This is a genomic window from Pseudomonas sp. PGPR N4 (assembly GCF_059693665.1).
This window is the reverse complement of sequence record NZ_JCAUKV010000002.1, coordinates 651,489-675,222: the sequence shown is the minus strand read 5'-3', so window position 1 is coordinate 675,222 and position 23,734 is coordinate 651,489. Positions and strand designations below refer to the sequence as shown.

24 protein-coding genes are annotated in these 23,734 nt (G+C 61.9%); 12 read left to right on the top strand and 12 right to left on the bottom strand.

Annotated elements, in window-relative coordinates; all coding sequences use genetic code 11:
• The first annotated feature begins 102 nt into the window (after window positions 1-102).
• Together hexR and AC58X1_RS12720 are read left to right on the top strand one after the other, a co-directional pair.
• A complete protein-coding gene (hexR, locus tag AC58X1_RS12725; RefSeq protein WP_101322824.1) occupies window positions 103-969 on the top strand; it encodes a transcriptional regulator HexR in 867 nt (288 codons plus the stop codon).
• A gap of 84 nt (window positions 970-1,053) precedes the next feature.
• Window positions 1,054-1,272: a PA3496 family putative envelope integrity protein gene (locus AC58X1_RS12720; protein WP_101322825.1), complete on the top strand. Its 219-nt coding sequence runs from the start codon at window positions 1,054-1,056 to the stop codon at window positions 1,270-1,272.
• Here the strand turns inward: AC58X1_RS12720 and AC58X1_RS12715 are convergent.
• The gene (locus tag AC58X1_RS12715; protein ID WP_181003831.1) at window positions 1,214-2,161 is read right to left on the bottom strand and encodes a LysR family transcriptional regulator; all 948 of its coding nucleotides are present in this window, start codon (window positions 2,159-2,161) and stop codon (window positions 1,214-1,216) included. The two genes, AC58X1_RS12720 and AC58X1_RS12715, sit on opposite strands and share 59 nt — an antisense overlap.
• 202 nt (window positions 2,162-2,363) lie before the next feature.
• Between AC58X1_RS12715 and AC58X1_RS12710 the strand changes: the two genes are divergently transcribed.
• A complete protein-coding gene (locus AC58X1_RS12710; RefSeq protein ID WP_101322827.1) occupies window positions 2,364-3,779 on the top strand; it encodes an acetyl-CoA carboxylase biotin carboxylase subunit in 1,416 nt (471 codons plus the stop codon).
• A gap of 11 nt (window positions 3,780-3,790) precedes the next feature.
• Window positions 3,791-5,599 (top strand): sodium-extruding oxaloacetate decarboxylase subunit alpha, encoded by a 1,809-nt coding sequence (oadA, locus tag AC58X1_RS12705; RefSeq protein ID WP_101322828.1) that lies wholly within the window; start codon window positions 3,791-3,793, stop codon window positions 5,597-5,599.
• Window positions 5,600-5,667: 68 nt separating this feature from the next.
• Here the strand turns inward: oadA and AC58X1_RS12700 are convergent, their stop codons facing one another.
• Together AC58X1_RS12700 and AC58X1_RS12695 are read right to left on the bottom strand one after the other, a co-directional pair.
• Window positions 5,668-6,486, bottom strand: coding sequence for an amino acid ABC transporter permease (locus tag AC58X1_RS12700; RefSeq protein ID WP_101322829.1), 819 nt, complete (start codon window positions 6,484-6,486; stop codon window positions 5,668-5,670).
• Window positions 6,483-7,301 (bottom strand): ABC transporter substrate-binding protein, encoded by an 819-nt coding sequence (locus AC58X1_RS12695; protein ID WP_101322830.1) that lies wholly within the window; start codon window positions 7,299-7,301, stop codon window positions 6,483-6,485. Before AC58X1_RS12695 ends, AC58X1_RS12700 begins: the two co-directional genes overlap by 4 nt.
• Window positions 7,302-7,408: 107 nt before the next feature.
• On the opposite strand from AC58X1_RS12695, the gene AC58X1_RS12690 reads away from it, so the two are divergent.
• Window positions 7,409-8,308 (top strand): homocysteine S-methyltransferase family protein, encoded by a 900-nt coding sequence (locus AC58X1_RS12690; protein WP_497428916.1) that lies wholly within the window; start codon window positions 7,409-7,411, stop codon window positions 8,306-8,308.
• 1 nt (window position 8,309) lies between these two features.
• Here AC58X1_RS12690 and AC58X1_RS12685 read toward each other — a convergent pair whose 3' ends face one another.
• The 3 genes from AC58X1_RS12685 to AC58X1_RS12675 are packed head-to-tail and all read right to left on the bottom strand — an operon-like array spanning window position 8,310 to window position 10,086.
• On the bottom strand, window positions 8,310-8,984 hold the full coding sequence (locus AC58X1_RS12685; protein ID WP_181088495.1) for a GNAT family N-acetyltransferase: 675 nt from the start codon (window positions 8,982-8,984) through the stop codon (window positions 8,310-8,312).
• Window positions 8,985-8,998: 14 nt separating this feature from the next.
• Window positions 8,999-9,445: a GNAT family N-acetyltransferase gene (locus tag AC58X1_RS12680; protein WP_101322833.1), complete on the bottom strand. Its 447-nt coding sequence runs from the start codon at window positions 9,443-9,445 to the stop codon at window positions 8,999-9,001.
• An 11-nt stretch (window positions 9,446-9,456) separates the two neighbouring features.
• Complete coding sequence (locus AC58X1_RS12675; protein ID WP_150570339.1) at window positions 9,457-10,086, bottom strand: FMN-binding negative transcriptional regulator; 630 nt, start codon at window positions 10,084-10,086, stop codon at window positions 9,457-9,459.
• Window positions 10,087-10,175: 89 nt separating this feature from the next.
• Between AC58X1_RS12675 and pdxR the strand changes: the two genes are divergently transcribed.
• On the top strand, window positions 10,176-11,702 hold the full coding sequence (gene pdxR / locus AC58X1_RS12670; RefSeq protein WP_497428915.1) for a MocR-like pyridoxine biosynthesis transcription factor PdxR: 1,527 nt from the start codon (window positions 10,176-10,178) through the stop codon (window positions 11,700-11,702).
• A gap of 156 nt (window positions 11,703-11,858) precedes the next feature.
• On the opposite strand, the gene AC58X1_RS12665 is transcribed toward pdxR, so the two are convergent.
• From AC58X1_RS12665 to aspA, 4 genes are all read right to left on the bottom strand, one after another.
• Window positions 11,859-12,962 (bottom strand): polyamine ABC transporter substrate-binding protein, encoded by a 1,104-nt coding sequence (locus tag AC58X1_RS12665; RefSeq protein WP_497428914.1) that lies wholly within the window; start codon window positions 12,960-12,962, stop codon window positions 11,859-11,861.
• A gap of 2 nt (window positions 12,963-12,964) precedes the next feature.
• A complete protein-coding gene (locus AC58X1_RS12660; RefSeq protein ID WP_101322837.1) occupies window positions 12,965-14,005 on the bottom strand; it encodes a histone deacetylase family protein in 1,041 nt (346 codons plus the stop codon).
• A 116-nt stretch (window positions 14,006-14,121) separates the two neighbouring features.
• Window positions 14,122-15,114 (bottom strand): AraC family transcriptional regulator, encoded by a 993-nt coding sequence (locus tag AC58X1_RS12655; RefSeq protein ID WP_401181788.1) that lies wholly within the window; start codon window positions 15,112-15,114, stop codon window positions 14,122-14,124.
• Window positions 15,115-15,293: 179 nt separating this feature from the next.
• A complete protein-coding gene (aspA, locus tag AC58X1_RS12650; RefSeq protein WP_101322839.1) occupies window positions 15,294-16,718 on the bottom strand; it encodes an aspartate ammonia-lyase in 1,425 nt (474 codons plus the stop codon).
• Window positions 16,719-16,898: 180 nt separating this feature from the next.
• Here aspA and AC58X1_RS12645 point away from each other — a divergent pair, with 180 nt between their 5' ends.
• The 5 genes from AC58X1_RS12645 to AC58X1_RS12625 all read left to right on the top strand — a co-directional run bounded on the left by AC58X1_RS12645 (window position 16,899) and on the right by AC58X1_RS12625 (window position 20,513).
• Complete coding sequence (locus tag AC58X1_RS12645; RefSeq protein ID WP_101322840.1) at window positions 16,899-17,828, top strand: LysR substrate-binding domain-containing protein; 930 nt, start codon at window positions 16,899-16,901, stop codon at window positions 17,826-17,828.
• Window positions 17,829-18,002: 174 nt separating this feature from the next.
• A complete protein-coding gene (gene purE / locus AC58X1_RS12640) occupies window positions 18,003-18,494 on the top strand; it encodes a 5-(carboxyamino)imidazole ribonucleotide mutase (protein ID WP_101322841.1) in 492 nt (163 codons plus the stop codon).
• 10 nt (window positions 18,495-18,504) lie between these two features.
• The gene (locus tag AC58X1_RS12635) at window positions 18,505-19,587 is read left to right on the top strand and encodes a 5-(carboxyamino)imidazole ribonucleotide synthase (RefSeq protein ID WP_150570343.1); all 1,083 of its coding nucleotides are present in this window, start codon (window positions 18,505-18,507) and stop codon (window positions 19,585-19,587) included.
• Between the two features lie 97 nt (window positions 19,588-19,684).
• Window positions 19,685-19,930, top strand: a complete 246-nt coding sequence (locus AC58X1_RS12630; RefSeq protein WP_101322843.1) for a GlsB/YeaQ/YmgE family stress response membrane protein — start codon at window positions 19,685-19,687, stop codon at window positions 19,928-19,930.
• A gap of 49 nt (window positions 19,931-19,979) precedes the next feature.
• On the top strand, window positions 19,980-20,513 hold the full coding sequence (locus AC58X1_RS12625) for a DUF3299 domain-containing protein (protein ID WP_181088500.1): 534 nt from the start codon (window positions 19,980-19,982) through the stop codon (window positions 20,511-20,513).
• Window positions 20,514-20,684: 171 nt separating this feature from the next.
• On the opposite strand, the gene AC58X1_RS12620 is transcribed toward AC58X1_RS12625, so the two are convergent.
• Together AC58X1_RS12620 and AC58X1_RS12615 are read right to left on the bottom strand one after the other, a co-directional pair.
• The gene (locus AC58X1_RS12620; RefSeq protein ID WP_497428913.1) at window positions 20,685-21,584 is read right to left on the bottom strand and encodes a D-hexose-6-phosphate mutarotase; all 900 of its coding nucleotides are present in this window, start codon (window positions 21,582-21,584) and stop codon (window positions 20,685-20,687) included.
• A 70-nt stretch (window positions 21,585-21,654) separates the two neighbouring features.
• Window positions 21,655-22,053, bottom strand: a complete 399-nt coding sequence (locus AC58X1_RS12615) for an acyl-CoA thioesterase (protein ID WP_101322846.1) — start codon at window positions 22,051-22,053, stop codon at window positions 21,655-21,657.
• 353 nt (window positions 22,054-22,406) lie between these two features.
• Here AC58X1_RS12615 and AC58X1_RS12610 point away from each other — a divergent pair, with 353 nt between their 5' ends.
• A complete protein-coding gene (locus AC58X1_RS12610; RefSeq protein ID WP_150570346.1) occupies window positions 22,407-23,696 on the top strand; it encodes an MFS transporter in 1,290 nt (429 codons plus the stop codon).
• Window positions 23,697-23,734: the final 38 nt, after the last annotated feature.

The following is a 23,734-nucleotide window of genomic DNA, read 5'->3' as shown; positions in this document are numbered from 1 at the left end:
CACCACTCTCCACGTTCGTTTAACTGGGCGCTTTGCCGGTCATGTAGTATAACTACAAGAAAGCTACATCCCCGGCCAGTCGATCATAACCGAGTCCAGCCCGTGAATCTGTTGCACCATATCGCCCAATCGCGCCACTTGCTGCGTAAATCGGAACTGAAAGTAGCCGACCATGTGCTGCTGGACCCCGCTGCCGTCATGCACAGCTCGATGGCCGACCTTGCCCACAACGTCGGTATCAGCGAGCCGACCATAGTGAGGTTTTGCCGGGCGATTGGCTGTTCAGGGTTTCAGGATCTGAAGCTGAAACTGGCGCAGAGCCTGGCTGCTGGCGCCAGTTTTGGTCAGTTCGCGATCCACGAAGACGACTCGGTTGCCGACTACAGCCTGAAGATTTTCGACACCACCCTGCATACCCTGATGGAGGTGCGCGAGCAGCTCGATCCGGAGGCCTTGCAGCGTGCTGTGGCAGCCATGGCCCAGGCCCAGCGGGTTGAGTTCTACGGCTTTGGTGCATCTGGCGCGGTCGCGGCCGACGCCCAGCACAAGTTCTTCCGCCTGCTGCTCAGCGCGGCGGCGTATTCCGACCCGCACATGCAGGCGATGTCGGCGGTAACCCTCAAGCCCGGTGACGTGGCGGTGTGCATCTCGCAGTCAGGGCGCTCCAAGGACTTGCTGATCACGGCCAATCTGGTCCGTGAGAGCGGCGCCAACCTGATCACCCTGTGCCCAAGCCAGACACCGTTGGCCGAGTTATCCACAGTCAATCTGGCCATCGACGTGCACGAAGACACCGAGATCTACACCCCGCTGACCTCGCGGATTGCCCACCTGGTGGTGATCGACGTGCTGGCCATGGGCGTGGCCATGGCGCGCGGGCCGAGCCTGGTCAACCACCTCAAGAGCGTCAAGCGCAGCTTGCGCAGCCTGCGCCTGTCGCCCAAGTCGATCAAGGCCATGGACGACTGACCATAAAAGTTAATCGAGCTGTCACCTCACGGTAAACCAGCTCGGTCAGTCTGAAGCTCCCCGCACTCGCTCAGGGAGACAGGCATGACTCGTGACTTCGATGGCTCGTTTCAACCCAACGCCAAAGCGCGCAAACAACAGCAGAAGGATCAGCGCCGGATGGAATTCCGCCGGGCGATCGAAAGCTATTCCGAGCAACGGCAACTGTTGCGCGAAATCGCCGATTATTCCGAACTGAGGGATATCACGGTGTGGCAGGTACTGCCGGGGGCGTCGCCGAAAAACGCTCCACAAGCCCACTGATCAACGCACGTTCGCTGCGGATGAACGCCAGAAACGCCAGGGCAACCGGCGACTGACGCTTGGCTTTGGCCTGCACGACACACCAGCTGCGGTATAGCGGCAGCTCTTCCACTGGCAGCTCCTTGAGCCTGCCAGTGGCCAGTTCCAGGCGCAACGCATGGCGGGTCAGCAGGGCAATGCCGAGGCCGGCGCTGACACACTCGCGCTGCGCTTCTGCCGAGGCTACCTCGAGGGTCTGGGTGAAGTGCACGCGCTTGTCCTTGAAGTATTCTTCGCAGGCCTTGCGCGTGCCTGAGCCCTGTTCGCGGATCAGCAGGGTATGCGGCTCGAGGTCTTGCAGGCGCAGCGTGTCGAGCTTGCACAGCGGGTGATCCGGTGGTGCCACGGCAACGATCGGGTTGTTCAGAAACGGCAGAAACTCAAGGCCCATGTCCTGCGGCACCATCGACATGATGATCAAGTCGTCGCGGTTGTCCGACAGGCGCCGGATCACCTGCGCCCGGTTGACCACGGTGAGGGTCAGGTTGACCTCGGGGTGACGCTCCTTGAAGGCCGCAAACAAGTGCGGCACGAAGTACTTGGCACTGGACTCGACGGCCAGTTTCAGCTGCCCCTGCAGCGAGCCCTGCATGTCCGACAGTTGCATGTCGAGGTTTTCCAGGCGGCCGAAGATGTCGCGGCTGGCGCGCTGCAACGCCTCGGCGGCTTCGGTCAGGTACAGCTTCTTGCCGACATACTCGAACAACGGCTGGCCAACCAGCTCTTCCAGCTGGCGGATCTGTAGACTTACGGCGGGTTGCGTCAACGACATCTCTTCGGCAGCGCGACTGTAAGAGCGCAAATCGCACACCTCATTGAAGATCTGCAACTGACGCAATGTCATACGCATCAATGACTTACGCATTTATACCCACCGTTTGGCAAAACCTTGTTACCGAACTATAAGCTTTTGCTAATGCTGCCCCTAACAAATATTGATTTTTGTTTATCGTGCGCTGGCGCTAGGGTGAATGTGCGACTGGCCAGCAGCGTCTGGCCGCGCCGAGCGGTAGAACCGGCTCGTATGTTCCAACGGCTTTGGGAAGAATCCAGTGATAAAAAAAATCCTGATCGCCAACCGGGGTGAAATTGCAGTTCGGATCGTGCGTGCCTGCGCTGAAATGGGCATTCGTTCGGTGGCGATCTATTCCGACGCCGACCGCCATGCGCTGCACGTCAAGCGTGCAGATGAGGCCCACAGCATTGGTGCCGAGCCACTGGCTGGCTACCTGAACCCGCGCAAGTTGGTCAACCTGGCGGTCGAGACCGGCTGTGATGCATTGCATCCTGGCTATGGTTTTCTCTCCGAGAACGCTGAGCTGGCGGAGATCTGCGCCGAGCGTGGGATCAAGTTCATCGGCCCGTCGGCGGATGTGATTCGGCGCATGGGCGACAAGACCGAAGCACGCCGGACCATGATCCAGGCCGGTGTCCCGGTCACCCCCGGCACCGAGGGTAACGTGGCGGATATCCACGAGGCGCTCAACGAAGGTGAGCGCATTGGCTACCCGGTCATGCTCAAGGCAACCTCCGGTGGTGGCGGCCGTGGTATCCGTCGCTGCAACAGCCGCGAAGAGCTCGAGCAGGCGTTTCCCCGGGTGATCTCCGAAGCCACCAAGGCCTTTGGCTCGGCTGAAGTATTCCTGGAAAAGTGCATCGTCAACCCCAAGCACATCGAGGCGCAGATCCTCGGCGACAGCTTTGGCAATGTGGTGCACCTGTTCGAGCGTGACTGCTCGATCCAGCGCCGCAACCAGAAACTCATCGAAATCGCCCCCAGCCCGCAGCTGACCCCGGAGCAACGCGCCTACATTGGCGATCTGGCGGTGCGCGCGGCCAAGGCGGTCGACTACGAGAACGCCGGTACCGTGGAGTTTCTGCTCGCCGATGGCGAGGTGTACTTCATGGAGATGAACACCCGGGTCCAGGTCGAACACACCATCACCGAAGAAATCACCGGTATCGACGTGGTCCGCGAGCAGATCCGCATCGCCTCCGGTCTGCCGCTGTCGGTCAAGCAGGAAGACATCCAGCACCGCGGCTACGCGTTGCAGTTCCGCATCAACGCCGAAGACCCAAAAAACAACTTCCTGCCAAGCTTTGGCAAGATCACCCGTTACTACGCCCCGGGCGGCCCGGGCGTGCGCACCGATACGGCGATCTACACCGGCTACACCATCCCGCCGTACTACGACTCGATGTGCCTGAAGCTGGTGGTCTGGGCACTGACCTGGGAAGAAGCCATGGACCGCGGCCTGCGCGCTCTGGACGACATGCGCCTGCAGGGGGTCAAGACCACCGCCGCGTACTACCAGGAAATCCTGCGTAACCCGGAATTCCGTAGCGGCCAGTTCAATACCAGCTTCGTTGAAAGCCACCCTGAACTGACCAACTACTCGATCAAGCGCAAACCCGAAGAGCTGGCCCTGGCCATCGCCGCCGCCATCGCCGCCCACGCAGGCCTGTGAGGAATACAACAATGTCCAAGAAAATCCACGTAACCGACACAATCCTGCGCGACGCCCACCAGTCCCTACTGGCCACGCGCATGCGCACCGAAGACATGCTGCCGATCTGCGAAAAGCTCGACAAGGTCGGCTACTGGTCGCTGGAAGTGTGGGGCGGCGCAACCTTCGACGCCTGCGTGCGCTTCCTCAAGGAAGACCCGTGGGAGCGCCTGCGCCAGCTGCGAGCGGCATTGCCCAACACCCGCCTGCAGATGCTCCTGCGCGGGCAGAACCTGCTCGGCTATCGCCATTACAGCGATGACGTGGTCAAGGCCTTCGTGGCCAAGGCAGCGGTCAACGGCATCGACGTGTTCCGCATCTTCGACGCCATGAACGACGTGCGTAACCTGCGTGTGGCAATCGAAGCGGTCAAGGCTGCCGGCAAGCATGCCCAGGGCACCATTGCCTACACCGTCAGCCCGGTGCACACCATCGACGCATTCGTGGCCCAGGCCAAACAGATGGAAGCCATGGGTTGTGACTCGGTGGCAATCAAGGACATGGCCGGCCTGCTGACGCCGTTCGCCACTGGCGAGCTGGTCAAAGCGCTCAAGGCTGAGCAGTCGCTGCCGGTATTCATCCACTCCCATGACACCGCTGGCTTGGCCGCTATGTGCCAGCTCAAGGCCGTGGAAAACGGCGCCGATCATATCGATACAGCCATCTCCAGCTTCGCCTGGGGCACCAGCCATCCGGGTACCGAGTCGATGGTTGCCGCGCTCAAGGGCAGCGAGTTCGACACTGGCCTGGACCTGCAACTGCTGCAGGAAATCGGCCTGTACTTCTATGCCGTGCGCAAGAAGTACCACCAGTTCGAGAGCGAATTCACCGCGGTCGACACCCGTGTGCAGGTCAACCAGGTCCCTGGCGGGATGATTTCCAACCTGGCCAACCAGCTCAAGGAGCAGGGCGCCCTCAACCGCATGAACGAAGTGCTGGCAGAGATCCCGCGGGTTCGTGAAGACCTCGGCTTCCCACCGCTGGTGACCCCGACCTCGCAGATCGTCGGTACTCAGGCGTTCTTCAACGTACTCGCCGGCGAGCGCTACAAGACCATCACCAACGAGGTCAAACTGTACCTGCAAGGCGGTTACGGCAAGGCTCCGGGTGTGGTCAACGAACAGCTGCGCCGCCAGGCCATCGGTAGCGAAGAAGTCATCGACGTACGCCCGGCCGATCTTCTCAAGCCTGAGATGACCAAGCTGCGTGCCGACATTGGTGCCCTGGCGCAAAGCGAAGAAGACGTGCTGACCTTCGCCATGTTCCCGGACATCGGGCGCAAGTTCCTCGAAGAGCGCGCGGCCGGCACCCTGACTCCTGAAGTGCTCCTGCCAATCCCTGAGGCTGGCGCAGTGGCTGCCCCTGGCGGCGAAGGCGTGCCTACCGAGTTCGTCATCGACGTGCACGGCGAGACCTACCGTGTCGACATCACCGGTGTCGGCGTCAAGGCCGAGGGCAAGCGTCACTTCTACCTGTCGATCGACGGTATGCCGGAGGAAGTGGTATTCGAGCCGCTCAACGACTTCGTTGGCGGTGGCGGCAGCAAGCGCAAGCAGGCCAGCGGGCCGGGCCATGTCAGCACCAGCATGCCGGGCAATATCGTCGATGTGCTGGTCAAGGAAGGCGATGTGGTCAAGGCCGGCCAGGCGGTGCTGATCACCGAGGCGATGAAGATGGAGACCGAAGTGCAGGCGCCTATCGCCGGCAAGGTTGTGGCCATCCATGTTGCCAAGGGCGACCGGGTTACACCAGGCGAGATTCTGATCGAGATCGAGGGCTGAGCAAGGCCTTCATCTACAAGCGGTTAACCTCATTGGGGAGCGGATAGCTCCCCTTTTTTTATCCAATCTCAGCGCTGATAGCCTTTGCCGAAGTAGCGCTCAAGCCTTGCCTGCACCAGTTCCAGCATGATCGACAGCACCCAATAGATCACCGCCGCTGTAGTCAGCATCTCCAGATACCGATAGCTGGAACGCCCATACGACTGCGCCAGAAACATCACCTCCCAAACCCCCATCACCGAAATCAGCGACGAATCCTTGAGCATCGAGATGAACTGGTTGGCGCTCGGCGGGATGATCGTGCGCATCGCCTGCGGCAAGGTGATATGCCAGAAGATCGCTGCCGGACGCATGCCCAGAGCGAGTGCCGCCTGGCGTTGGCCGAGCGCTACGCCGATGATCCCGGCGCGGAAGATCTCGCTCAGGTAAGCACCGTAGTTCAGCGACAGGGCGATGATCCCCGCAGCAATCGCCCCCGGCACCAGCCCCAACTGCGGCAGGCCGAGGTAGATCAGCAGAATCTGGATCAGCAACGGCGTGCCGCGGAAGAACGACGTGTAGAAACTGGCCACGCCAAACAGCACCGCGCTTGGCGACAGTCGCGCCAGCGCTGCGGCAAAGCCCAACAGCACCGACACCAGCATCGAGCACAGGCACAGGAACAACGTCAGCGCCGCGCCCTGCAGGAAGCCGTTAGGGCCCAGCTTGAAGCCCGCTAGATTGGGGAACTTGTCGACGATAATCGCGAAATTCAGATCAAAACTGAGAAAGAAGCCGACAAACAGCAGCAGCAACACCAGCCACGTCAGGTATAGCCGTGTGCGAAAGCCGAACAGGCGCAAGGCGGTTTTACCTACGGGCTTGGGAGCGGGTTGATGAGCGTTCATTTACTGATGTCAGCGCCGATCCATTTCTGTGACAGCTTGGCCAGCGTGCCATCGGCTTTCAGCTCGGCAAACACCTGACGCACCTTGGCATCCCACTCCGGGTCGCCTTTTTCGATGGCCACCGAGTTGGGCTCTTCATACAGTGGCGCGCCGGCCAGCTTGAAGCGCTTGTCCTGATTCAGACGCGGTTGCGCGGTCACCAGGTTGGTGAGGATGGCATCCAGGCGTACGCCGGCACCCAGGCCGAGGTCCTGGAAAGCGACGTTGTCGGTGTCATACGGGGCAATCTGGACGAACTCGAAAGGGTACTCCAGCTTTTGCTCTTCGGCGCCCTCGATCACCAGGTTTTTGTTCAGGTAGCTCTCGTAGCTGGAGGCGCTGGTCAGGCCGACCTTGCGCCCTTCGAGGTCCTTGGCTGAATGAATGCGATCATCCTTGGCATTGACCACGATCACCGCCGGCGAGGCGTAGTATTCAACCGGGAAGTCGAACACTTCAGCGCGGGCCTTGCTCGGCGTCATCGAGCAGATGCACAGGTCATAGCGACCGCTCCAGCGGCCGGCGGCGATCACGTCCCAGGACGGTGTTTCCAGGCGCAGCTTGACCCCGAGTTTCTGTGCGACCGCCTTGGCCACGTCGACGTCAAAACCGTCGAGCTGGTTCTGGTCATTCAAAAAGGAGAACGGCGGATAGCTCTCCATCAATACGTTGACGACTTCCTTGCGCGACTCGACGCGGTCCAAGGTGGCACCGGCAAAGGCAGAGGTAGCGCTCAAGGCCAGCAGGCCCGCGCAAAGCAAGGAAGGTAAACGCATAAGGACACCTGCAAAAAGGTTGTTAAAAAAACGCTGATGGTTATTTAATAGTTATAAGTTTTACATCACTAGTGAATATTATTCATATCAATATAAGCGGAAGTTATATGGCCGAGCGAGCGTTGGAAATTCTTGATGGCGGTATGGGTCGGGAGCTGCAGCGCCGTGGCGCGCCGTTCCGCCAGCCAGAGTGGTCTGCACTGGCCTTGAGCGAGGCGCCAGAGGCAGTGATCGCCGTGCACACTGCCTACATCGAGGCCGGTGCCGGGGTGATTACCAGCAACAGTTATGCGGTAGTGCCGTTCCACATTGGTGAAGAGCGCTTCGCCAATGAAGGCTTTGCTCTGGCCGCCACCGCTGGTCAGCTGGCGCGCACGACTGCCGATGCCAGCGAGCGTGCGGTGAAGGTGGCTGGCTCGTTGCCGCCGCTGTTCGGCTCGTATCGCCCGGATTTGTACGAGCCGGAGCGCGTCAGCGAAGTGCTGTTGCCGCTGGTGGTCGGCCTAGCGCCGTATGTCGACCTGTGGTTGGCCGAAACGCAGAGCGCGATCATCGAAGTACAGTCGATTGCCCGGCAGCTGCCGGCGGACGGCAAGCCGCTGTGGGTGTCGTTCACGCTGCAGGATGAAGACGTCGGTGACGTGCCGACCCTGCGTTCCGGTGAGACCGTGACCCAGGCCGCCGAAGCGGTCGCGGAGCTGGGCGTGGCTGCGCTGCTGTTCAACTGCAGCCAGCCAGAAGTGATCGGCGCCGCTATCGACGCCGCCCGTGCGGTATTCGAGCGCCTGGGTGCTGATATCGCCATCGGTGCCTACGCCAACGCCTTCCCGCCGCAGCCCAAGGATGCCACCGCCAACGACGGCCTCGACGAGCTGCGCGATGACCTCGACCCACCGGGCTACCTGAGCTGGGCGCAGGACTGGCGTCAGCGCGGTGCAAGCCTGCTCGGCGGTTGCTGCGGCATCGGTCCGGAGCATATCGCCGAGCTGAAAAACAACCTGAGCTGATTCAGCTCGGGTTACGACAGGCTTCCAGCGTCTGCGCTTGACCTTCTGGGCGCTGGTTGTCGGCACTCAGCCAACGCTCAAAGCCCGCCGCAACGGTGGGCCATTCGTCATCGGTGATCGAGTACCAGGCCGTGTCGCGGTTCTGGCCCTTGATCACCATGTGCTGGCGGAACACCCCTTCAAAGACAAAACCGAAACGCTCCGCCGCGCGCTTGGAGCGGGCATTGGCGTTGTTGCACTTCCATTCCAGGCGGCGGTTGCCCAGGGCGAAACCCAGCTTGCCGAGCAGATAGACCGCCTCGCTACCTTTGGGCGTACGCTGCATCGCGCCAGCAAAGGCGATGTGGCCGATCTCGATGCGGCCGTGGTCCGGCACTATCGACATCAAACTGAGAATGCCCTGTACCTGGCCACTGGCGCGGTCGATGACGCTGTAGAACAGCGGGTCGCGGCTGGCCGCGTTGCCGTCCAGCCAGCGATCAAAGCTCGCTCGCTCGCTGAACGGGCCGTAAGGCAGGTAATCCCACAGCGTCGGGTCTGCCTCGGGGCCCTGCAGCACCTCCCACAAGTCATCGCCGTGGCGAGCCGGGTCGAGCTTTTCCAGGCGGATGAAGCGGCCCTCGATCGGCTCGGCTTGCGGAGCTGTCGCGGGTTTCCAGTTACTTGGCTGACTCATCTACGGCTCCTGTCTTACAGCGTTTGCCGGAATTGGATAAAGCCTGGGCGTTCGGCCACCTGCTCGTACAGCTTGATGGCGGTGGCATTGGTCTCGTGGGTCATCCAGTAGACCTTGCAGCAACCGATGGCCTTGGCGGTACTGTGCACATGCTCGATCAGCTGGCGGCCGATACCCAGGCCGCGCTGGCTGCCGTCGACATAGAGATCCTGCAGGTAGCAGGCGTCGCTGACGCTCCAGTTGGTACGATGATAGATCCAGTTGACCATGCCCACCGCCTTGCCATCGACCCAGGCCAGCGCCGAGTGGGTGGGCTGCTGCGGATCGAGTTGGCGCTGCCAGGTTACCGCACTGACCTCGTCGGCCAGCTCGGTTTCATAAAAGCGTAGGTAGGCCTGCCACAGTGGCAGCCAGGCGGCGTGATCGTCGGCGGTGACGGGGCGGATAATAACGGCTGGCATGGGTGATTCCTTCACAGTGGCCGCATCTGCGCGGCGAGTTGGTTGTCTTGCGCGTCGGTGCTGCTGGCCAGGCCGTCGCGCACGCCTGCGACATCTTCGGCGGAGCGGTTCTGGCTAAGCTTGCGTGCGCCCTGTATGCGGCTAATCGGCAAGCGAAAACCGACGATGGCGCGCAACATGCCTTCGATGTAGTCGCTTGGCGCATCGCCTACCTGCCAGGGCGTGTCGCGGCCTTGTTCGTGGCGGTCGGTCAGGTGGCTGACGATGTCGAGCAGGGCGGCGCCATCTTCGATCACTTCGGCGCTGCCGTAGGCATGCACGGCCAGGTAGTTCCAGGTCGGCACGACCTTGTGCGTGGCGGCTTTGCTCGGATAGAAGCTCGGGCTGACATAAGCATCGGCACCGGCAAACACCAGCAATGCTTCGCTGCCTTGTTGCAACTCCTGCCACTGGCGGTTGGCCCGGGCCAGGTGGCCATAAACCGTGCCGTACTCACCTTCGCCGGTGTCGATCAGCACCGGGATATGGCTGGCAAGCAAACCCTGTTCGCCGTGGGTGATGAGTACAGCCAGGCGGGTTTCCAGCATCTGTTGCTGCAAGCGCTGTAGATCATGCTCTTGATGGGGTTTGCTGTTGTACATGGCGGGATCCTTGTGCAATGGCTCTATCCTAGGCAGGCTATTGGCTCAGGTTAAGAGCCATTAATGACTGTTTTCATAGGTCCAATGCCATGCGTGATCAGCCGCTTGCACTGCCATTCGACCCGGCCGGGATCGTGCTCGACCGCCGTCGAGGTCTCAGCCTGCAGTTGTATCAGGCGTTGCGCGCGAGGGTGCTGGATGGTCGTCTGAGTAGTGGCACCCGGCTCCCGGCCAGCCGCGATCTGGCCAAGGTGCTGGCGCTGTCGCGCAACAGCGTGGTGCGCGCATACGACCAGTTGTACGCCGAGGGGTACATTGAAAGTCGGGTGGGCGATGGCACCTATGTCAGCCGCCTGCCAAAACTGTCCACAGAAGTATCCACAGGGTTATACCCTAGGTTATCAACAGGGTTATCCACATTTGTGGATAAAAGCACTGAGGATTTATCCAGCAATGCGTCTTCCAGCGTGTGGTTGGACCGTCTGAAAAATCATCATCTACCCGCGCCCCGCAGCGGTCCTCCTCGTGCGTTTCGGGTGGGCGTACCTGCGTTCGACCTGTTCCCGTTCGACGTCTGGGCCAAGCTGCATGCGGGTTTCTGGCGTAATCCCGATCCAGCCCGGCTTGGCTATGGCGACCCGGCTGGTGAACCGCAGCTGCGCGAACTGATTGCCGCTTACCTGCGCCAATCAAGGGGCATCAGCTGCACGGCTGGGCAAATAGTGATCACCAGTGGTGCACAGCAGGCGATAACCCTTTGTGCACAGCTGCTGGTGCAGCCTGGCCAGGCCGTAGCTGTGGAAAACCCGGGCTACCGGGCGGCAGGGCACGCCTTTGCAGTTGCGGGCGGTCAGGTCAAGGGAGTACCAGTGGACGCTGAGGGCCTGGATTGCGCCAGGCTCGAGCAGCTACCGGATTGCCGCGTGGCCTATGTAACGCCGGCTCATCAATACCCCACCGGCGTCACCATGAGCCTCGCCCGGCGCCTGCAATTGCTGGCCTGGGCCGAGCGCAGCGACGGTTGGATCATCGAGGACGATTACGACGGCGAGTACCGCTACAGCGGCGCACCGCTGGCGCCCTTGGCTGCGCTGGATCAGCAGGGGCGGGTGTTGTACGTAGGCACCTTTGGCAAGATTGCCTTCCCGGCCTTGCGGTTGGGGTATCTGGTGTTGCCGCAAAGCTTGGTCGAGCCCTTCAGCCAGGCCCGTGCGCTGGCGGTGCGTCATTCCGAGGTAGGTACGCAGTCGGTGATGGCGCAGTTCATGGCGTTGGGGCATTTCCAGCGCCACATCCGGCGCATGCGGCGGGCGGCACTGAGCAGGCGCAATGTGCTCAAGGCCGGTTGGCCGACCACCGTAGCAGGCTTGGGTGCGATGCCGGAAGTGGCGGCAGGGCTGCACGTGATGGTACCTGTGGATAACTTTGCCAGAGAACAGGCGCTGGTGGCATTGGCGGAAGCGGCGGGGGTAGAGGTTAATCCGCTGAGCGGCTATTGGCTGGAAGACAGCGATGAACCTGTGGATAAGCGCGCAGGGCTGGTGCTCGGCTTTGCCGCGGTCCCGGAAGCGCAGATTGCAGACGCCGTGATGCGCCTGCGCAAGGCCTGGCGGTAGGAGAACCGCGGTGTGTAGGAGCGGCCTTGTGTCGCGAAAGGGGCGCGTAGCGGCCCCAGATTTCACCTTCGCAGCCGATATCGCCGGGCCAGCTACGCTGGCCTTTCGCGACACAAGGCCGCTCCTACAAAGAGCGGCGTGATGGCCCGAATGCTATCAGGTACCAGATTTGATCCGGGTCCAGGCGCGGGTCCGGGCTCGCTCGGCATCGCGCGCCAAGGGCTTGAGGGTGTACAGCGTTTGCATCGCCTCAGCCGTCGGGTACAGGTTGGGGTTGTTGCGAATCGCCGCGCTGACCTTCTCGGTAGCGTCTTTATTGGGGTTGGGGTAACCGACAAAGTCGCTGATTGGCGCGATCACTTCCGGGCGCAGCAGGTAGTTGATGAACGCATGCGCGTCCTCGGCGTTGGCGGCATTCTTCGGAATCGCCAGCATGTCGAACCAGATCGGCGCGCCTTCTTTCGGCAGGCGCATATCCACGACTACCCCATTGTTGGCTTCCCGGGCACGGTTGGCGGCCTGGGAGAAGCTGCCGGAATAGCCGACCGCGACGCAGATATCGCCATTGGCGATGTCAGCCATGTACTTCGAGGAATGGAAGTAGGTGATATACGGGCGAATCTTAAGCAGCAACGCTTCGGCCTTCTTGTAGTCCTCGGCCTTGTTGCTGTTGGGGTCCAGGCCCAGGTACTTCAGCGCCAGCGGCAGCACCTCGGACGGCGAGTCGAGCACGGCCACGCCGCACTGCTTGAGCTTGGCCAGGTTTTCTTCCTTGAAGATCAGGTCCCAGCTTTCCACCGGCGCGTTGTCGCCCAGCGCTGCCTTGACCTTGGCCGGGTTGAAGCCGATCAGCACGGTGCCATACATATAGGGCACGGCGTACTTGTTGCCGGGGTCATTGGCTTCGATCAGCCTCATCAAGGCCGGGTCGAGGTGCTGCCAGTTGGGCAGTTTGCTGCGGTCCAGCGGCTGGAACACGCCGGCCTCGATCTGCTTGGCCAGGAACACGTTGGACGGCACTACTACGTCATAGCCCGAGTTGCCGGTCAGCAGCTTGGCTTCAAGCGCTTCGTTGGTGTCGAAGATGTCGTAGATCAGTTTGACCTGGCTGTCCTTCTGGAAATCAGTGAGGGTCTGCGGGGTGATGTAGTCGAACCAGTTGTACACGCGCAACGTGCGCTGTTCGGCCTGAGCCTGAATTGTGCTGCTGAGCAGGCCAACGGCGAGCAACGGGGCGAGCATGTGCTTGAGGGTGATCATGGTCAGGCTCCTGGCTGGGCACGCTGGAAACCTTCCAGCACGTTGACTGCGTTGATGCCGATTTCTTCCACAGCGTAGCCACCTTCCATCACGAACAAGGTCGGCTTGCCCAGCCGTGCAATGTGCTCGCCCATTTCCAGGTAATCCGGGCTGTCGAGTTTGAACTGCGAAATCGGGTCATCCTTGAACGTATCGACGCCAAGCGAGATCACCAGCACATCCGGTGCATAGCGGGCGATGCGCTCGCAGGCCGCCACCAGCGCCTGCTTCCACGCCGTCCAATCACTGCCGGCGGGCAGCGGATAATTGATGTTGCAGCCCTCGCCGGGGCCTTCGCCAAGCTCATCGGCATAGCCGAGGAAGAACGGAAATTCGTCCTGCGGGTCGCCGTGGATCGAGGCGAAGAACACGTCGTCACGCCTGTAGAAGATGTCTTGAGTGCCGTTGCCGTGGTGATAGTCGACGTCAAGGATCGCCACTTTGTTGTGGCCCTGGTCGAGGAATGCCTGGGCGGCGATGGCGGCGTTGTTCAGGTAGCAGTAACCGCCCATGACTTCGCTGGCGGCATGGTGGCCCGGTGGCCGGCACAGCGCAAAGGCGGCATGGGCGCCTTGCTGGATGGCGTCCTGGGCGGTGAGGGCGACCTGCGCAGCGCTGTAGGCGGCCTGCCAGGTGCCGGCGGTAATCGGTGCACCGGCATCGAAGCTGTAGTAACCCAGCTCACCATGCAGCCCCGTCGGTTTGACCTGGCGCAGAGTGCGCGCCGGCCAGGTGAATGGCAGCAGGTCGCCGTCGTGGCCCAGTGCGGCCCAGCGCGCCCAGGCGCCTTCGAAGAAATTCAGGTAGTCGGCGCTGTGGATGCGCTGCAACGGTGCGCGGCCAAAGTCGCGAGGCGCTTGTACCGGGCCAAGATTGCGCGCCTTGACCCGCTCAAGCACATGATCGGCGCGCGAAGGCATCTCGAAGCAGGGCATCAGCTGCCCGTCGATAAGCTCGCAACGGCCGTGGTGCAGGCGGTGATCATCGGAATAGATCGTCAGCATTTTGTTGTTCTCCGAAGTAACTGGCGTGACCCATTGTCAGGGGCGGGCAGCTGAGGGAGAACGGCAGGCATGGCCAAAAGGGGATCAATGTGGCCAAGCTCGCTGGCCACTCAGGGCTAACCGCGAAAGTGGCTCGGCGCTACACCGCTCCAGCGTTGAAAGGCATGGCGGAAACTCGCCGTCTCGCTGAAGCCGAGGGTTTCGGCGATTCGGTAGATGGGCATCTGGTCCTCGGCGAGCAATTGCTTGGCACGCTCGAAGCGCAGGCTGTCGAGGATCTGCTGGTAGCTGCTGCCCAGCAACTGCAGGTGCCGGCGCAGGGTCCGCGATGAGCAGTTCATTTGCCGCGCCAGGCCTTCCAGGCCAGGTGCTGCATCCAGTTGCTGCAGCAACAGCTGGCGAATCCGCCCGAGCCAGGCCTGGCGCCCGGTGAACTCCAGGTTTAGCTGGCGGCAGCGCTCGCTCATGGCCTTGTGGGTAATCGGGTCGGCCAGCGGCAGCGGCGTGTCCAGCCAGCGCCGCTCGAAGGCGAAGGCGTTGTCACGGGCGGCAAAGCCCAGCGGGCAGTCGAAAGTCTCGGCATACAGCCCGTGATAGCCAGGCGCTGGCTGAGCGAAGCGGGCTGCCAGCAACGGCAGCGGCTGGCCGAGCAAGTCTTCGCAGATGGTTTTCAGTGATACCAGGCAGAATTCGGCATTGAAGCTGGCCAAGGCCGGGCTGTCGGCGTAGTCACTGGCACTCAGCCACACCCGCTGGCCATCTTCGATCAGGCGCAGGCTGAACACGGTGCCCAACAACGCCGGGTAGCGCAGCGCCAGGCGCAGGGCGTCACCCAAAGTGGCACTGGAGAGCAAGGCGTAACCGAGCATGCCGTAGCACGACACATGCATGCGCCGGCCGAGCTCCAAGCCGATCTCCTCGCGGCGAGCCACGGCGTTGGCACACACCTGCAATTCCTGCTGGGTGGTAATGCGCGCATCGGCATGGCCAAGGTCGGCCGGGCCAATGCCGCTGCCGGCCAGCAGGCTCGAGGCGTCGTTATGCTCTTCCTGAAAAACCTTGAGGATCAGCGAAACGGCATTGAGGGTGGTCAGGTGGCTGTGCAGCATGCTCGTCTATCCCGTGGCTTGGGAGGGATTAGCGAGCAAGTTGTGTGCCGCACCGCAGGCTGATACCCCGGGGCGGCAAAGCGCAGATAAAAAAAGGGCCCGATGCATGCGCTCGGGCCCTTGAAAGGTCGAGAGGTGTCTAGTCCCTCAAACCTGGTGAGACGGGTTACAGCAGCCGGTTATGCCTTGAGTGGCACCAGGCGTGGAGCAATCATGTTTTCCGGACGCAGGATGTCGTTGAGCATCGCTTCGTCGAGCAGCTTCTCTTCACGCACCAGTTCCAGTACGCCGCGGCCTGTTTCTAGGGCGATGCGGGCGATACGGGTGGCGTTTTCGTAGCCGATGTAAGGGTTCAGTGCGGTGACCAGGCCGATCGAGTGCTCGACCAGTTCACGGCAACGTTGTTCGTTGGCAGTGATGTCGACGATGCAGTGCTCGCGCAGCATGTCCATGGCGCGCTGGAGCAGGCGGATCGAGTCGAAGATCTTGTAGGCGATCAGCGGCTCCATCACGTTCAGCTGCAGCTGGCCACCTTCGGCAGCGATGGTCAGGGCGAGGTCGTTGCCCATGATCGCGAAGGCGACCTGGTTGACCGCTTCCGGGATAACCGGGTTGACCTTGCCGGGCATGATCGAGCTGCCTGGCTGACGCGCTGGCAGGTTGATCTCGTTGATGCCGGTACGTGGGCCGCTGGACAGCAGGCGCAGGTCGTTGCAGATCTTCGACAGCTTGACCGCAGTACGCTTGAGCATGCCCGAGAACAGCACGAAGGCGCCCATGTCGGAAGTCGCTTCGATCAGGTCGGCAGCCGGTACCAGTGGCTGGCCGCTGATGGCCGCCAGGCGCTGCACGGCGAGCATCTGGTAGCCCGGGTCGGCGTTGATGCCGGTGCCGATGGCGGTGCCGCCGAGGTTGATTTCGGTGAGCAGCTCAGGTGCCAGCGAGCGCAGACGGTTGAGGTCTTCGGTCATGGTCGTGGCGAAGGCGCGGAATTCCTGACCGAGGGTCATCGGTACGGCGTCCTGCAGCTGGGTGCGGCCCATCTTCAGTACGTGGTTGAATTCCTGACCTTTGGCAGCGAAGGCCTGGATCAGGCTGTCGAGGCTGGCCAGCAGAGCGTCGTGACCCAGCAGCAGACCCAGACGGATCGCAGTCGGGTAGGCGTCGTTGGTCGACTGCGCCATGTTCACGTCGTTGTTCGGGTGCAGGTACTGGTATTCGCCCTTCTGGTGACCCATGGCCTCCAGCGCGATGTTGGCGATGACTTCGTTGGCGTTCATGTTGGTAGAAGTACCAGCACCGCCTTGAATCATGTCGACCACGAACTGCTCGTGGTAGTCACCACGGATCAGACGGGCGCAAGCCTCGCTGATCGCAGCATGCTTGGCATCGCTCAGGTGCCCCAGCTCACGGTTGGCATCAGCAGCAGCCTGCTTGACCATCGCCAGGCCGACTACCAGTTTCGGGTAATGCGACAGCGGGACGCCGGAGAGGTGGAAGTTGTTGGCAGCGCGCAAAGTCTGAATGCCGTAGTAGGCATCAGCAGGGACTTCAAGGGTACCAAGCAGATCTTTTTCGACGCGGAACGATGCAGCGGAGGACATGATAGATATCATCTCGAGTTTGACCCGGCACCTGCCGGAATGCCGCCAATCCTAGGCTGGAGCGCATTTGTCGGCCAATGCTGTTAGGCGCTATCCTATGCACAAACGGCATAATGATTGATGTGACGTCAACTGACATTCGAGCGTGTTCCATTTTGGTGCATGCCGGGAGATGGCTGCATGAACCTAGAAAGCAAATGGCTGGAAGATTTCAGCGCGCTGGCCTCGACGCGCAGTTTTTCGCAGGCGGCCGAGCGTCGCTTCGTTACCCAGCCTGCTTTCAGCCGGCGCATCCGCAGCCTTGAAGCGGCACTCGGGCTGACCCTGGTAAACCGCTCGCGCACGCCGATCGAGCTGACTGAAGCCGGGCAGCTGTTTCTGGTCACGGCGCGCACTGTTGTCGACCAATTGAGCGAAGTTCTCCGCCATTTGCATCATTTAGAAGGCGGGCAGGGCGAGGTTATCCAGGTGGCTGCGGCGCATTCGCTGGCCTCGGGGTTCTTCCCGCGCTGGGTGGCCCAATTGCGCAACGACGGCCTCAACATCGCCACTCGGCTGGTCGCGACCAACGTCGGTGATGCCGTGCACGCCCTGCGCGAAGGCGGCTGTGACCTGATGCTGGCCTTCTACGACCCGGACGCTGCGCTGCAGATGGATGCCGAGATCTTCCCGTCACTGCATATGGGCACCACCGAGATGCTGCCGGTTTGCGCAGTCGGGCCGGATGGTCAGCCACTGTTCGACCTGGAAGGTGAAAACAGCGTGCCGTTGCTGGCCTACAGCGCCGGGGCGTTTCTGGGCCGTTCGGTGAGCCTGCTGCTGCGTCAGCGCAACCTGCGCTACACCACCGTTTATGAAACGGCGATGGCCGACAGCCTCAAGAGCATGGCCCTGGAAGGCATGGGCGTGGCCTGGGTGCCGCGCCTGTCGATGCAGGGTGAGCTGGCCCGCGGCGAGCTGGCGGTATGCGGCAGCAGTGCCTGGCATGTGCCGCTGGAGATCCGCCTGTACCGCTGCGCACTGGTGCGCAAGGCCAACGTAAGGCTGCTGTGGCGCAAACTGGAAGGCGGCACAGTTGACCCGAAAGTCAGCCAAACCCCCGAAAAATAGGCTCGACAGTTGGTCGCCAGGGGTGCCGGGATGCGCTTGCGTTACGTTATACTGCGCGGCCCCTGGACCGGATAGATATTCCGGTCGTGATCAGCATACAAGCCACGCCGGTCGTCCCGCGTGGCTTGTTGTTTTTTGACGCGCCTGCGGGCGCACAAGCGAAGAGGCTCGACGATGAGTGCACTGGTTGGCGTGATCATGGGCTCCAAGTCCGATTGGTCCACCCTTAGCCACACCGCCGATATGCTGGAAAAACTCGGCATTCCCTACGAAGTGAAGGTGGTTTCTGCCCACCGTACTCCGGATCTGCTGTTCCAGTATGCCGATGAGGCCGATGGCCGTGGCATCGAGGTGATCATCGCCGGTGCTGGTGGCGCTGCCCACCTGCCAGGCATGTGCGCCGCCAAGACCCACCTGCCGGTACTCGGCGTGCCGGTCCAGTCGGCCATGCTCTCGGGCGTCGACTCGCTGCTGTCGATCGTGCAGATGCCGGCCGGCGTACCGGTCGCGACCCTGGCCATCGGCAAGGCTGGCGCGATCAACGCCGCGCTGCTGTCGGCGAGCATCCTCGGTGCCAAGTACCCGCAGTTCCACGCAGCGCTCAAGCAGTTCCGCGTAGAGCAGACCGAAACCGTCCTGGACAATCCTGACCCGCGTCAGGTTTGAGGCTTAGCACATGAAGATCGGTGTAATCGGTGGCGGCCAGTTGGGCCGCATGCTGGCCCTGGCGGGTACTCCGCTGGGCATGAACTTCGCATTTCTCGACCCGGCCCCGGACGCCTGCGCCGCGCCGCTCGGCGAGCATCTGCGGGCTGACTATGGCGACCAGGACCACCTGCGCCAGTTGGCCGACGAAGTCGACCTGGTAACCTTCGAGTTCGAAAGCGTCCCGGCCGAAACCGTGGCTTTCCTCTCGCAGTTCGTGCCGGTGTACCCGAGCGCCGAAGCGCTGCGCATCGCACGCGACCGTCTGTTCGAGAAGAGCATGTTCCGCGATCTGGGTATTCCGACCCCAGCCTTCGCCGACATCCTCTCGCAGGCTGACCTCGACGCGGCAGTCGCCAGCATCGGCCTGCCGGCCGTGCTCAAGACCCGTACCCTGGGTTACGACGGCAAGGGCCAGAAGGTGCTGCGCACAGCTGCAGATGTGGTCGGTACCTTTGCCGAGCTCGGCAGCGTGCCGTGCCTGCTCGAAGGCTTCGTGCCGTTCACTGGCGAAGTGTCGCTGGTGGCGGTGCGTGGTCGCGATGGCGAAACGCGCTTCTACCCGCTGGTACACAACACCCACGACAACGGCATTCTGCGCCTGTCGGTTGCCAGTGAAGACCACCCGTTGCAGTCGCTGGCCGAAGACTACGTTGGCCGCGTGCTCAAGCAGCTCGACTATGTCGGCGTGATGGCGTTCGAGTTCTTCGAAGTCGACGGTGGCCTCAAGGCCAACGAAATCGCCCCGCGCGTGCACAACTCCGGGCACTGGACCATCGAAGGCGCCGAGTGCAGCCAGTTCCAGAACCACCTGCGGGCCATCGCCGGCCTGCCGTTGGGTTCAACTGCCAAGGTCGGTGAGAGCGCCATGCTCAACTTCATCGGTGAAGTGCCGGCGGTGGACAAGATCGTTGCCGTCGACGACTGCCACCTGCATCACTACGGCAAGGCCTTCAAGGCCGGGCGCAAGGTCGGCCACGCCACTCTGCGCTGCGCCGACATGGTCAGCCTGCATGAGAAAATCGCCGAAGTAGAGGCGTTGATCGCAGGCTGAGGGAACCTCTGCCGGTTGCCTGCCCTCTGAGATGGCAACATGCCAAAGCGCTGTCTAGGCTTTGGCATGCCTCATCTTCAAATGCAGAGGGATTGCCATGGGCATCATCGGAACCATTTTCATCGGCCTCATCGTTGGCTTGCTGGCGCGCTTCATCAAGCCAGGCGACGACAGCATGGGCTGGATCATGACCATCCTCCTGGGTATCGCAGGCTCCCTGCTGGCGACCTACGGCGGCCAGGCACTGGGCATCTATCAGGCCGGTCAGGCTGCAGGCTTCTTCGGTGCGCTGGTTGGCGCCGTGGTCCTGCTGGTGATCTACGGCATGATCAAGAAACGCTGATTGCACGGTAGAATGCTCGGCAATTCTCCCCGAGTTGCCGAGCGTTCTCATGCGTGCGTTGTTCCTCCTTCCCCTGCTGCTGGCCAGCACCCTGGCCCATGCCGAGCTGCCCGAAACCGACTGGCTGGAACTGATGCCCAAGTCGGACCAACTGGCGCTGGAGCAGATGCCAGAAATCGACCACGACTCGCCTGAAGCTACCGGTACCTTTACCGACAAGGGCGGCCTCAAGCAGAGCAAAGGCTTGCCGGCAGTGATGTACTCGAGCAAGACCGTGCCGGCCATGAACGGCAAGCAGATTCGGCTCGGTGGTTATCCGGTGCCGCTGGAAAGCGACGCCAAGGGCAACAGCACGTTGTTCTTCCTGGTGCCGTATCCAGGCGCCTGCATCCACGTACCACCGCCACCGCCCAATCAGTTGGTGCTGGTGCGCTACCCCAAAGGTCTGAAAATCGACGATATCTACACACCGCTGTGGGTCAGTGGGCGTCTGCAGGTGGAGAAGGTCAGCAATGATCTGGCGGATGCTGCCTATGCGTTGGAGGCCAAGCAGGTGCGGGTCGTGGAAGATGCGGACCTGTGATGTGGACCACCAGGATATTTGCAGCACCGCAGAATTTTGGGGCCGCTTCGCAGCCCTTTCGTGACACAAGGCCGCTCCTACAGGGATCGCGCATTACCTGGCAACGCGGTCCCTTGTAGGAGCGGCCTTGTGTCGCGAAATGAGGGCGCAGCCCTCACCGGGGCCAGCAGATCAGAGCGTTTCGCTGGCGATCTGAACGCTCAAGACATTGCGCTCACCAGGCTTGAGCTCGACAACGTCATCCCAGACATTCGCCGTCTCGATGCACAGCATGCGCTGCCAGCCATCGTCTGCCATGTCCGGCAATTCGCGGGCGCGGTCGGTCCAGGGGTTCCAGATCACCGCCGAGCGCGAGCCGCTGCTGGTCAGGGTAATCCGTCGCTGCCAGTGCGGGTCGACAATGCTTAGCTGCTCAGGGCTATCGAGGTAGATGCGGTCGGTTTCGCCGTTGAACGCCAGCGCGCCCTGCTGCGTGCGCTGCTCCCAGTCAGCCAGGGTTTCGATGTAGCTCAGCCCTGCAACACCCTCGACCTGCGCCTGGCGCACATCGCTTACGGCAAAGTAGCTGTGCAAGGCCTGGCTGATGGTGACGCTGTCATCCCCGAGGTTGTGACTGGTGAGGGTGACACTGAGCTGCGCGCCAACTTCGATCAGCAGCGTGAGCTCGACCTTGTGCGGCCAGCCCGGCAGTTCGCCGTTGGCAGCCTCAGGCAGCGAGAACTGGATCTGGACCGTTTCGCCAACCTGCTCGATGCCCAGCAACTGCCAGTCCCGGCCACGCACCAGCCCATGAGCCGGGGCCTCTGTGCCGTTGTACATTTTTTGAACAGATAGTGGGTTACGTTGCAGGTTGCCAAACCACGGCCAGCATACCGGGACCCCGGCACGCACCGATTTGCCCTGACGAAACAGCGCTTGTTCACTCAACCACAGCAGCGGCGGTTGGCCGATGCGCTGGTAGCTGAGAATCTGCGCGCCTTGCTGAGCAATCAGCAGTTCCGCCTGCGGGCAGCTGACGCGCCAGCAAGCAAGCTCGCCGTGGGTTTCGGTTTCGACCTGAAAGTTAGCCATACGCTCATCTCGTTGTTTGCACCTGGGTTTTCGACCCTGTGCTGTGCAACGAGTTTAACCCCGGCGTGGCTCAGCGACGAGGGACCGAGCGGGTGCGGCCACTGCCATCGATGGCGACGAACACGAACACCGCCTCGGTGACCTTGCGCCATTCGCTGGACAGCGGGTCGTCGCTCCACACTTCGACCATCATCTGGATCGAGCTGCGGCCGATTTCCACCGTTTGGGTGTAGAACGACAGTTGCGCGCCAACCGCCACCGGGACCAGAAAGGCCATGCGGTCGATAGCTACGGTTGCCACCCGGCCACCGGCAACGCGGCTGGCCATGGCGGTACCGGCGAGGTCCATCTGCGCGACCAGCCAGCCGCCGAAGATATCGCCAAAGCCATTGGTTTCGCGGGGCAACGCGGTGATCTGCAGAGCCAAATCGCCTTGCGGAATAGGATCTTCTTGTTCGAGCTCAATCATGCCGTGGGGCCTCTGACCCGTGACGCTTCGTTGGTTGGCGCAATCAAGGTCGCCGTGAAAACGATCAGGTCATACTACGCTGATTTCGTTTTGGAGGGCGGCCGCAGGGAAACTCTGCGAAACCGCCTGAGCATAATGACCGGCGTTTTCGCACAACATCCCACAACGGGAGCATTCTTTTCATTCGAATGGGCAGTATATAGACGCCTGCCGCCAGGCACGACCATGCATTGATGAATATCGAGAGAGTTTTTCTGCCGCTATGAGCGCTGGCAGGCAATTTGTTATCTTCCTCCCTCAACTATCCAGAAGCCGCGTTACAAGCGGCCTGCACGTCCTACAAGAGACCTCCGATGACCTCCGTGCCGAGCAGTATCGAGCAGCCTTCGCGGCCGCTGACCCGCAGTGACTACAAGACGCTCTCGCTGTCCGCCCTGGGCGGGGCGCTGGAGTTCTACGATTTCATCATCTTCGTGTTCTTTGCCACCGTGGTCGGCAAGCTGTTCTTTCCGCCGGACATGCCCGAATGGCTGCGCCTGATGCAGACCTTCGGCATCTTTGCCGCGGGTTACCTGGCCCGGCCCTTGGGCGGCATCATCATGGCGCACTTCGGTGACCTGCTCGGGCGCAAGAAGATGTTCACCCTGAGCATCTTCATGATGGCTCTGCCGACGCTGATCATGGGCCTGCTGCCGACCTACGCGCAGATCGGCCTGTGGGCGCCGATCCTGTTGCTGCTGATGCGGGTGATCCAGGGCGCGGCGATTGGCGGGGAAGTGCCCGGCGCCTGGGTGTTCGTCTCCGAGCACGTGCCGGCGCGCAATACCGGCTACGCTTGCGGCACCCTGACCGCCGGGCTGACCGCGGGCATCTTGCTCGGCTCGCTGGTGGCAACCCTGATCAACACCGTCTACACCCCGGTGGAAGTGGCCGATTACGCCTGGCGCATCCCGTTCCTGGTCGGCGGTGTATTCGGCCTGTTCTCGGTGTACCTGCGCCGCTGGCTGCACGAAACCCCGGTGTTCGCCGAGATGCAGCAACGCAAGGCCCTCGCCGAAGAGCTGCCGCTGCGGGCAGTGCTGCGTGACCACCGTGGCGCGATCGTGCTGTCGATGCTGCTGACCTGGCTGCTGTCGGCAGGCATCGTGGTCGTCATCCTGATGACCCCGGCGCTGCTGCAGACGCTGTACCAGGTCAGCGCGCTGGATTCGCTCAAGGCCAACAGCGTGGCCATCGTCCTGCTCAGCCTGGGTTGCATTGCCGCCGGTAGCCTGGCCGACCGCTTCGGTGCCGGGCGTGTGTTGGTGATCGGCAGCCTGGCGCTGCTGGCCAGCTCGTGGAGCTTCTACCACAGCCTGCCCAACCACCCCGAGCTGCTATTCCCGCTGTATGCGGTCACCGGTCTGTGCGTGGGCGTGATTGGCGCGGTGCCGTATGTGATGGTCAAGGCGTTTCCAGCGGCGGTGCGCTTCAGCGGCTTGTCGTTCTCCTACAATGTCGCCTATGCGATCTTCGGCGGGCTGACGCCGATGGCGGTGACCGGCCTGTTGAAGATCAGCCCGATGGCGCCGGCTTACTACGTGGCGGTGCTGTGCACGGTCGGCCTGCTGGTGGGCTTGTATCTGCTGGCGAAAAAACGCTGACAAAGGCGTTTCAACTCGAGCAAAAGTGAAAGGCCATC

Coding starts and splice junctions, on each gene's coding strand:
- AC58X1_RS12655 (WP_401181788.1), bottom strand. CDS start 15,114: ATGCTGCACAGCCACCTGACCACCCTCAATGCCGTTTCGCTGATCCTC.
- AC58X1_RS12675 (WP_150570339.1), bottom strand. CDS start 10,086: ATGTACAACAGCAAACCCCATCAAGAGCATGATCTACAGCGCTTGCAG.
- AC58X1_RS12680 (WP_101322833.1), bottom strand. CDS start 9,445: ATGCCAGCCGTTATTATCCGCCCCGTCACCGCCGACGATCACGCCGCC.
- AC58X1_RS12660 (WP_101322837.1), bottom strand. CDS start 14,005: ATGCTGACGATCTATTCCGATGATCACCGCCTGCACCACGGCCGTTGC.
- AC58X1_RS12715 (WP_181003831.1), bottom strand. CDS start 2,161: ATGCGTATGACATTGCGTCAGTTGCAGATCTTCAATGAGGTGTGCGAT.
- AC58X1_RS12720 (WP_101322825.1), top strand. CDS start 1,054: ATGACTCGTGACTTCGATGGCTCGTTTCAACCCAACGCCAAAGCGCGC.
- AC58X1_RS12685 (WP_181088495.1), bottom strand. CDS start 8,984: ATGAGTCAGCCAAGTAACTGGAAACCCGCGACAGCTCCGCAAGCCGAG.
- AC58X1_RS12690 (WP_497428916.1), top strand. CDS start 7,409: ATGGCCGAGCGAGCGTTGGAAATTCTTGATGGCGGTATGGGTCGGGAG.
- AC58X1_RS12635 (WP_150570343.1), top strand. CDS start 18,505: ATGAAGATCGGTGTAATCGGTGGCGGCCAGTTGGGCCGCATGCTGGCC.
- oadA (WP_101322828.1), top strand. CDS start 3,791: ATGTCCAAGAAAATCCACGTAACCGACACAATCCTGCGCGACGCCCAC.
- AC58X1_RS12630 (WP_101322843.1), top strand. CDS start 19,685: ATGGGCATCATCGGAACCATTTTCATCGGCCTCATCGTTGGCTTGCTG.
- AC58X1_RS12610 (WP_150570346.1), top strand. CDS start 22,407: ATGACCTCCGTGCCGAGCAGTATCGAGCAGCCTTCGCGGCCGCTGACC.
- aspA (WP_101322839.1), bottom strand. CDS start 16,718: ATGTCCTCCGCTGCATCGTTCCGCGTCGAAAAAGATCTGCTTGGTACC.
- AC58X1_RS12625 (WP_181088500.1), top strand. CDS start 19,980: ATGCGTGCGTTGTTCCTCCTTCCCCTGCTGCTGGCCAGCACCCTGGCC.
- AC58X1_RS12695 (WP_101322830.1), bottom strand. CDS start 7,301: ATGCGTTTACCTTCCTTGCTTTGCGCGGGCCTGCTGGCCTTGAGCGCT.
- pdxR (WP_497428915.1), top strand. CDS start 10,176: ATGCGTGATCAGCCGCTTGCACTGCCATTCGACCCGGCCGGGATCGTG.
- purE (WP_101322841.1), top strand. CDS start 18,003: ATGAGTGCACTGGTTGGCGTGATCATGGGCTCCAAGTCCGATTGGTCC.
- AC58X1_RS12615 (WP_101322846.1), bottom strand. CDS start 22,053: ATGATTGAGCTCGAACAAGAAGATCCTATTCCGCAAGGCGATTTGGCT.
- AC58X1_RS12645 (WP_101322840.1), top strand. CDS start 16,899: ATGAACCTAGAAAGCAAATGGCTGGAAGATTTCAGCGCGCTGGCCTCG.
- AC58X1_RS12620 (WP_497428913.1), bottom strand. CDS start 21,584: ATGGCTAACTTTCAGGTCGAAACCGAAACCCACGGCGAGCTTGCTTGC.
- AC58X1_RS12700 (WP_101322829.1), bottom strand. CDS start 6,486: ATGAACGCTCATCAACCCGCTCCCAAGCCCGTAGGTAAAACCGCCTTG.
- AC58X1_RS12665 (WP_497428914.1), bottom strand. CDS start 12,962: ATGATCACCCTCAAGCACATGCTCGCCCCGTTGCTCGCCGTTGGCCTG.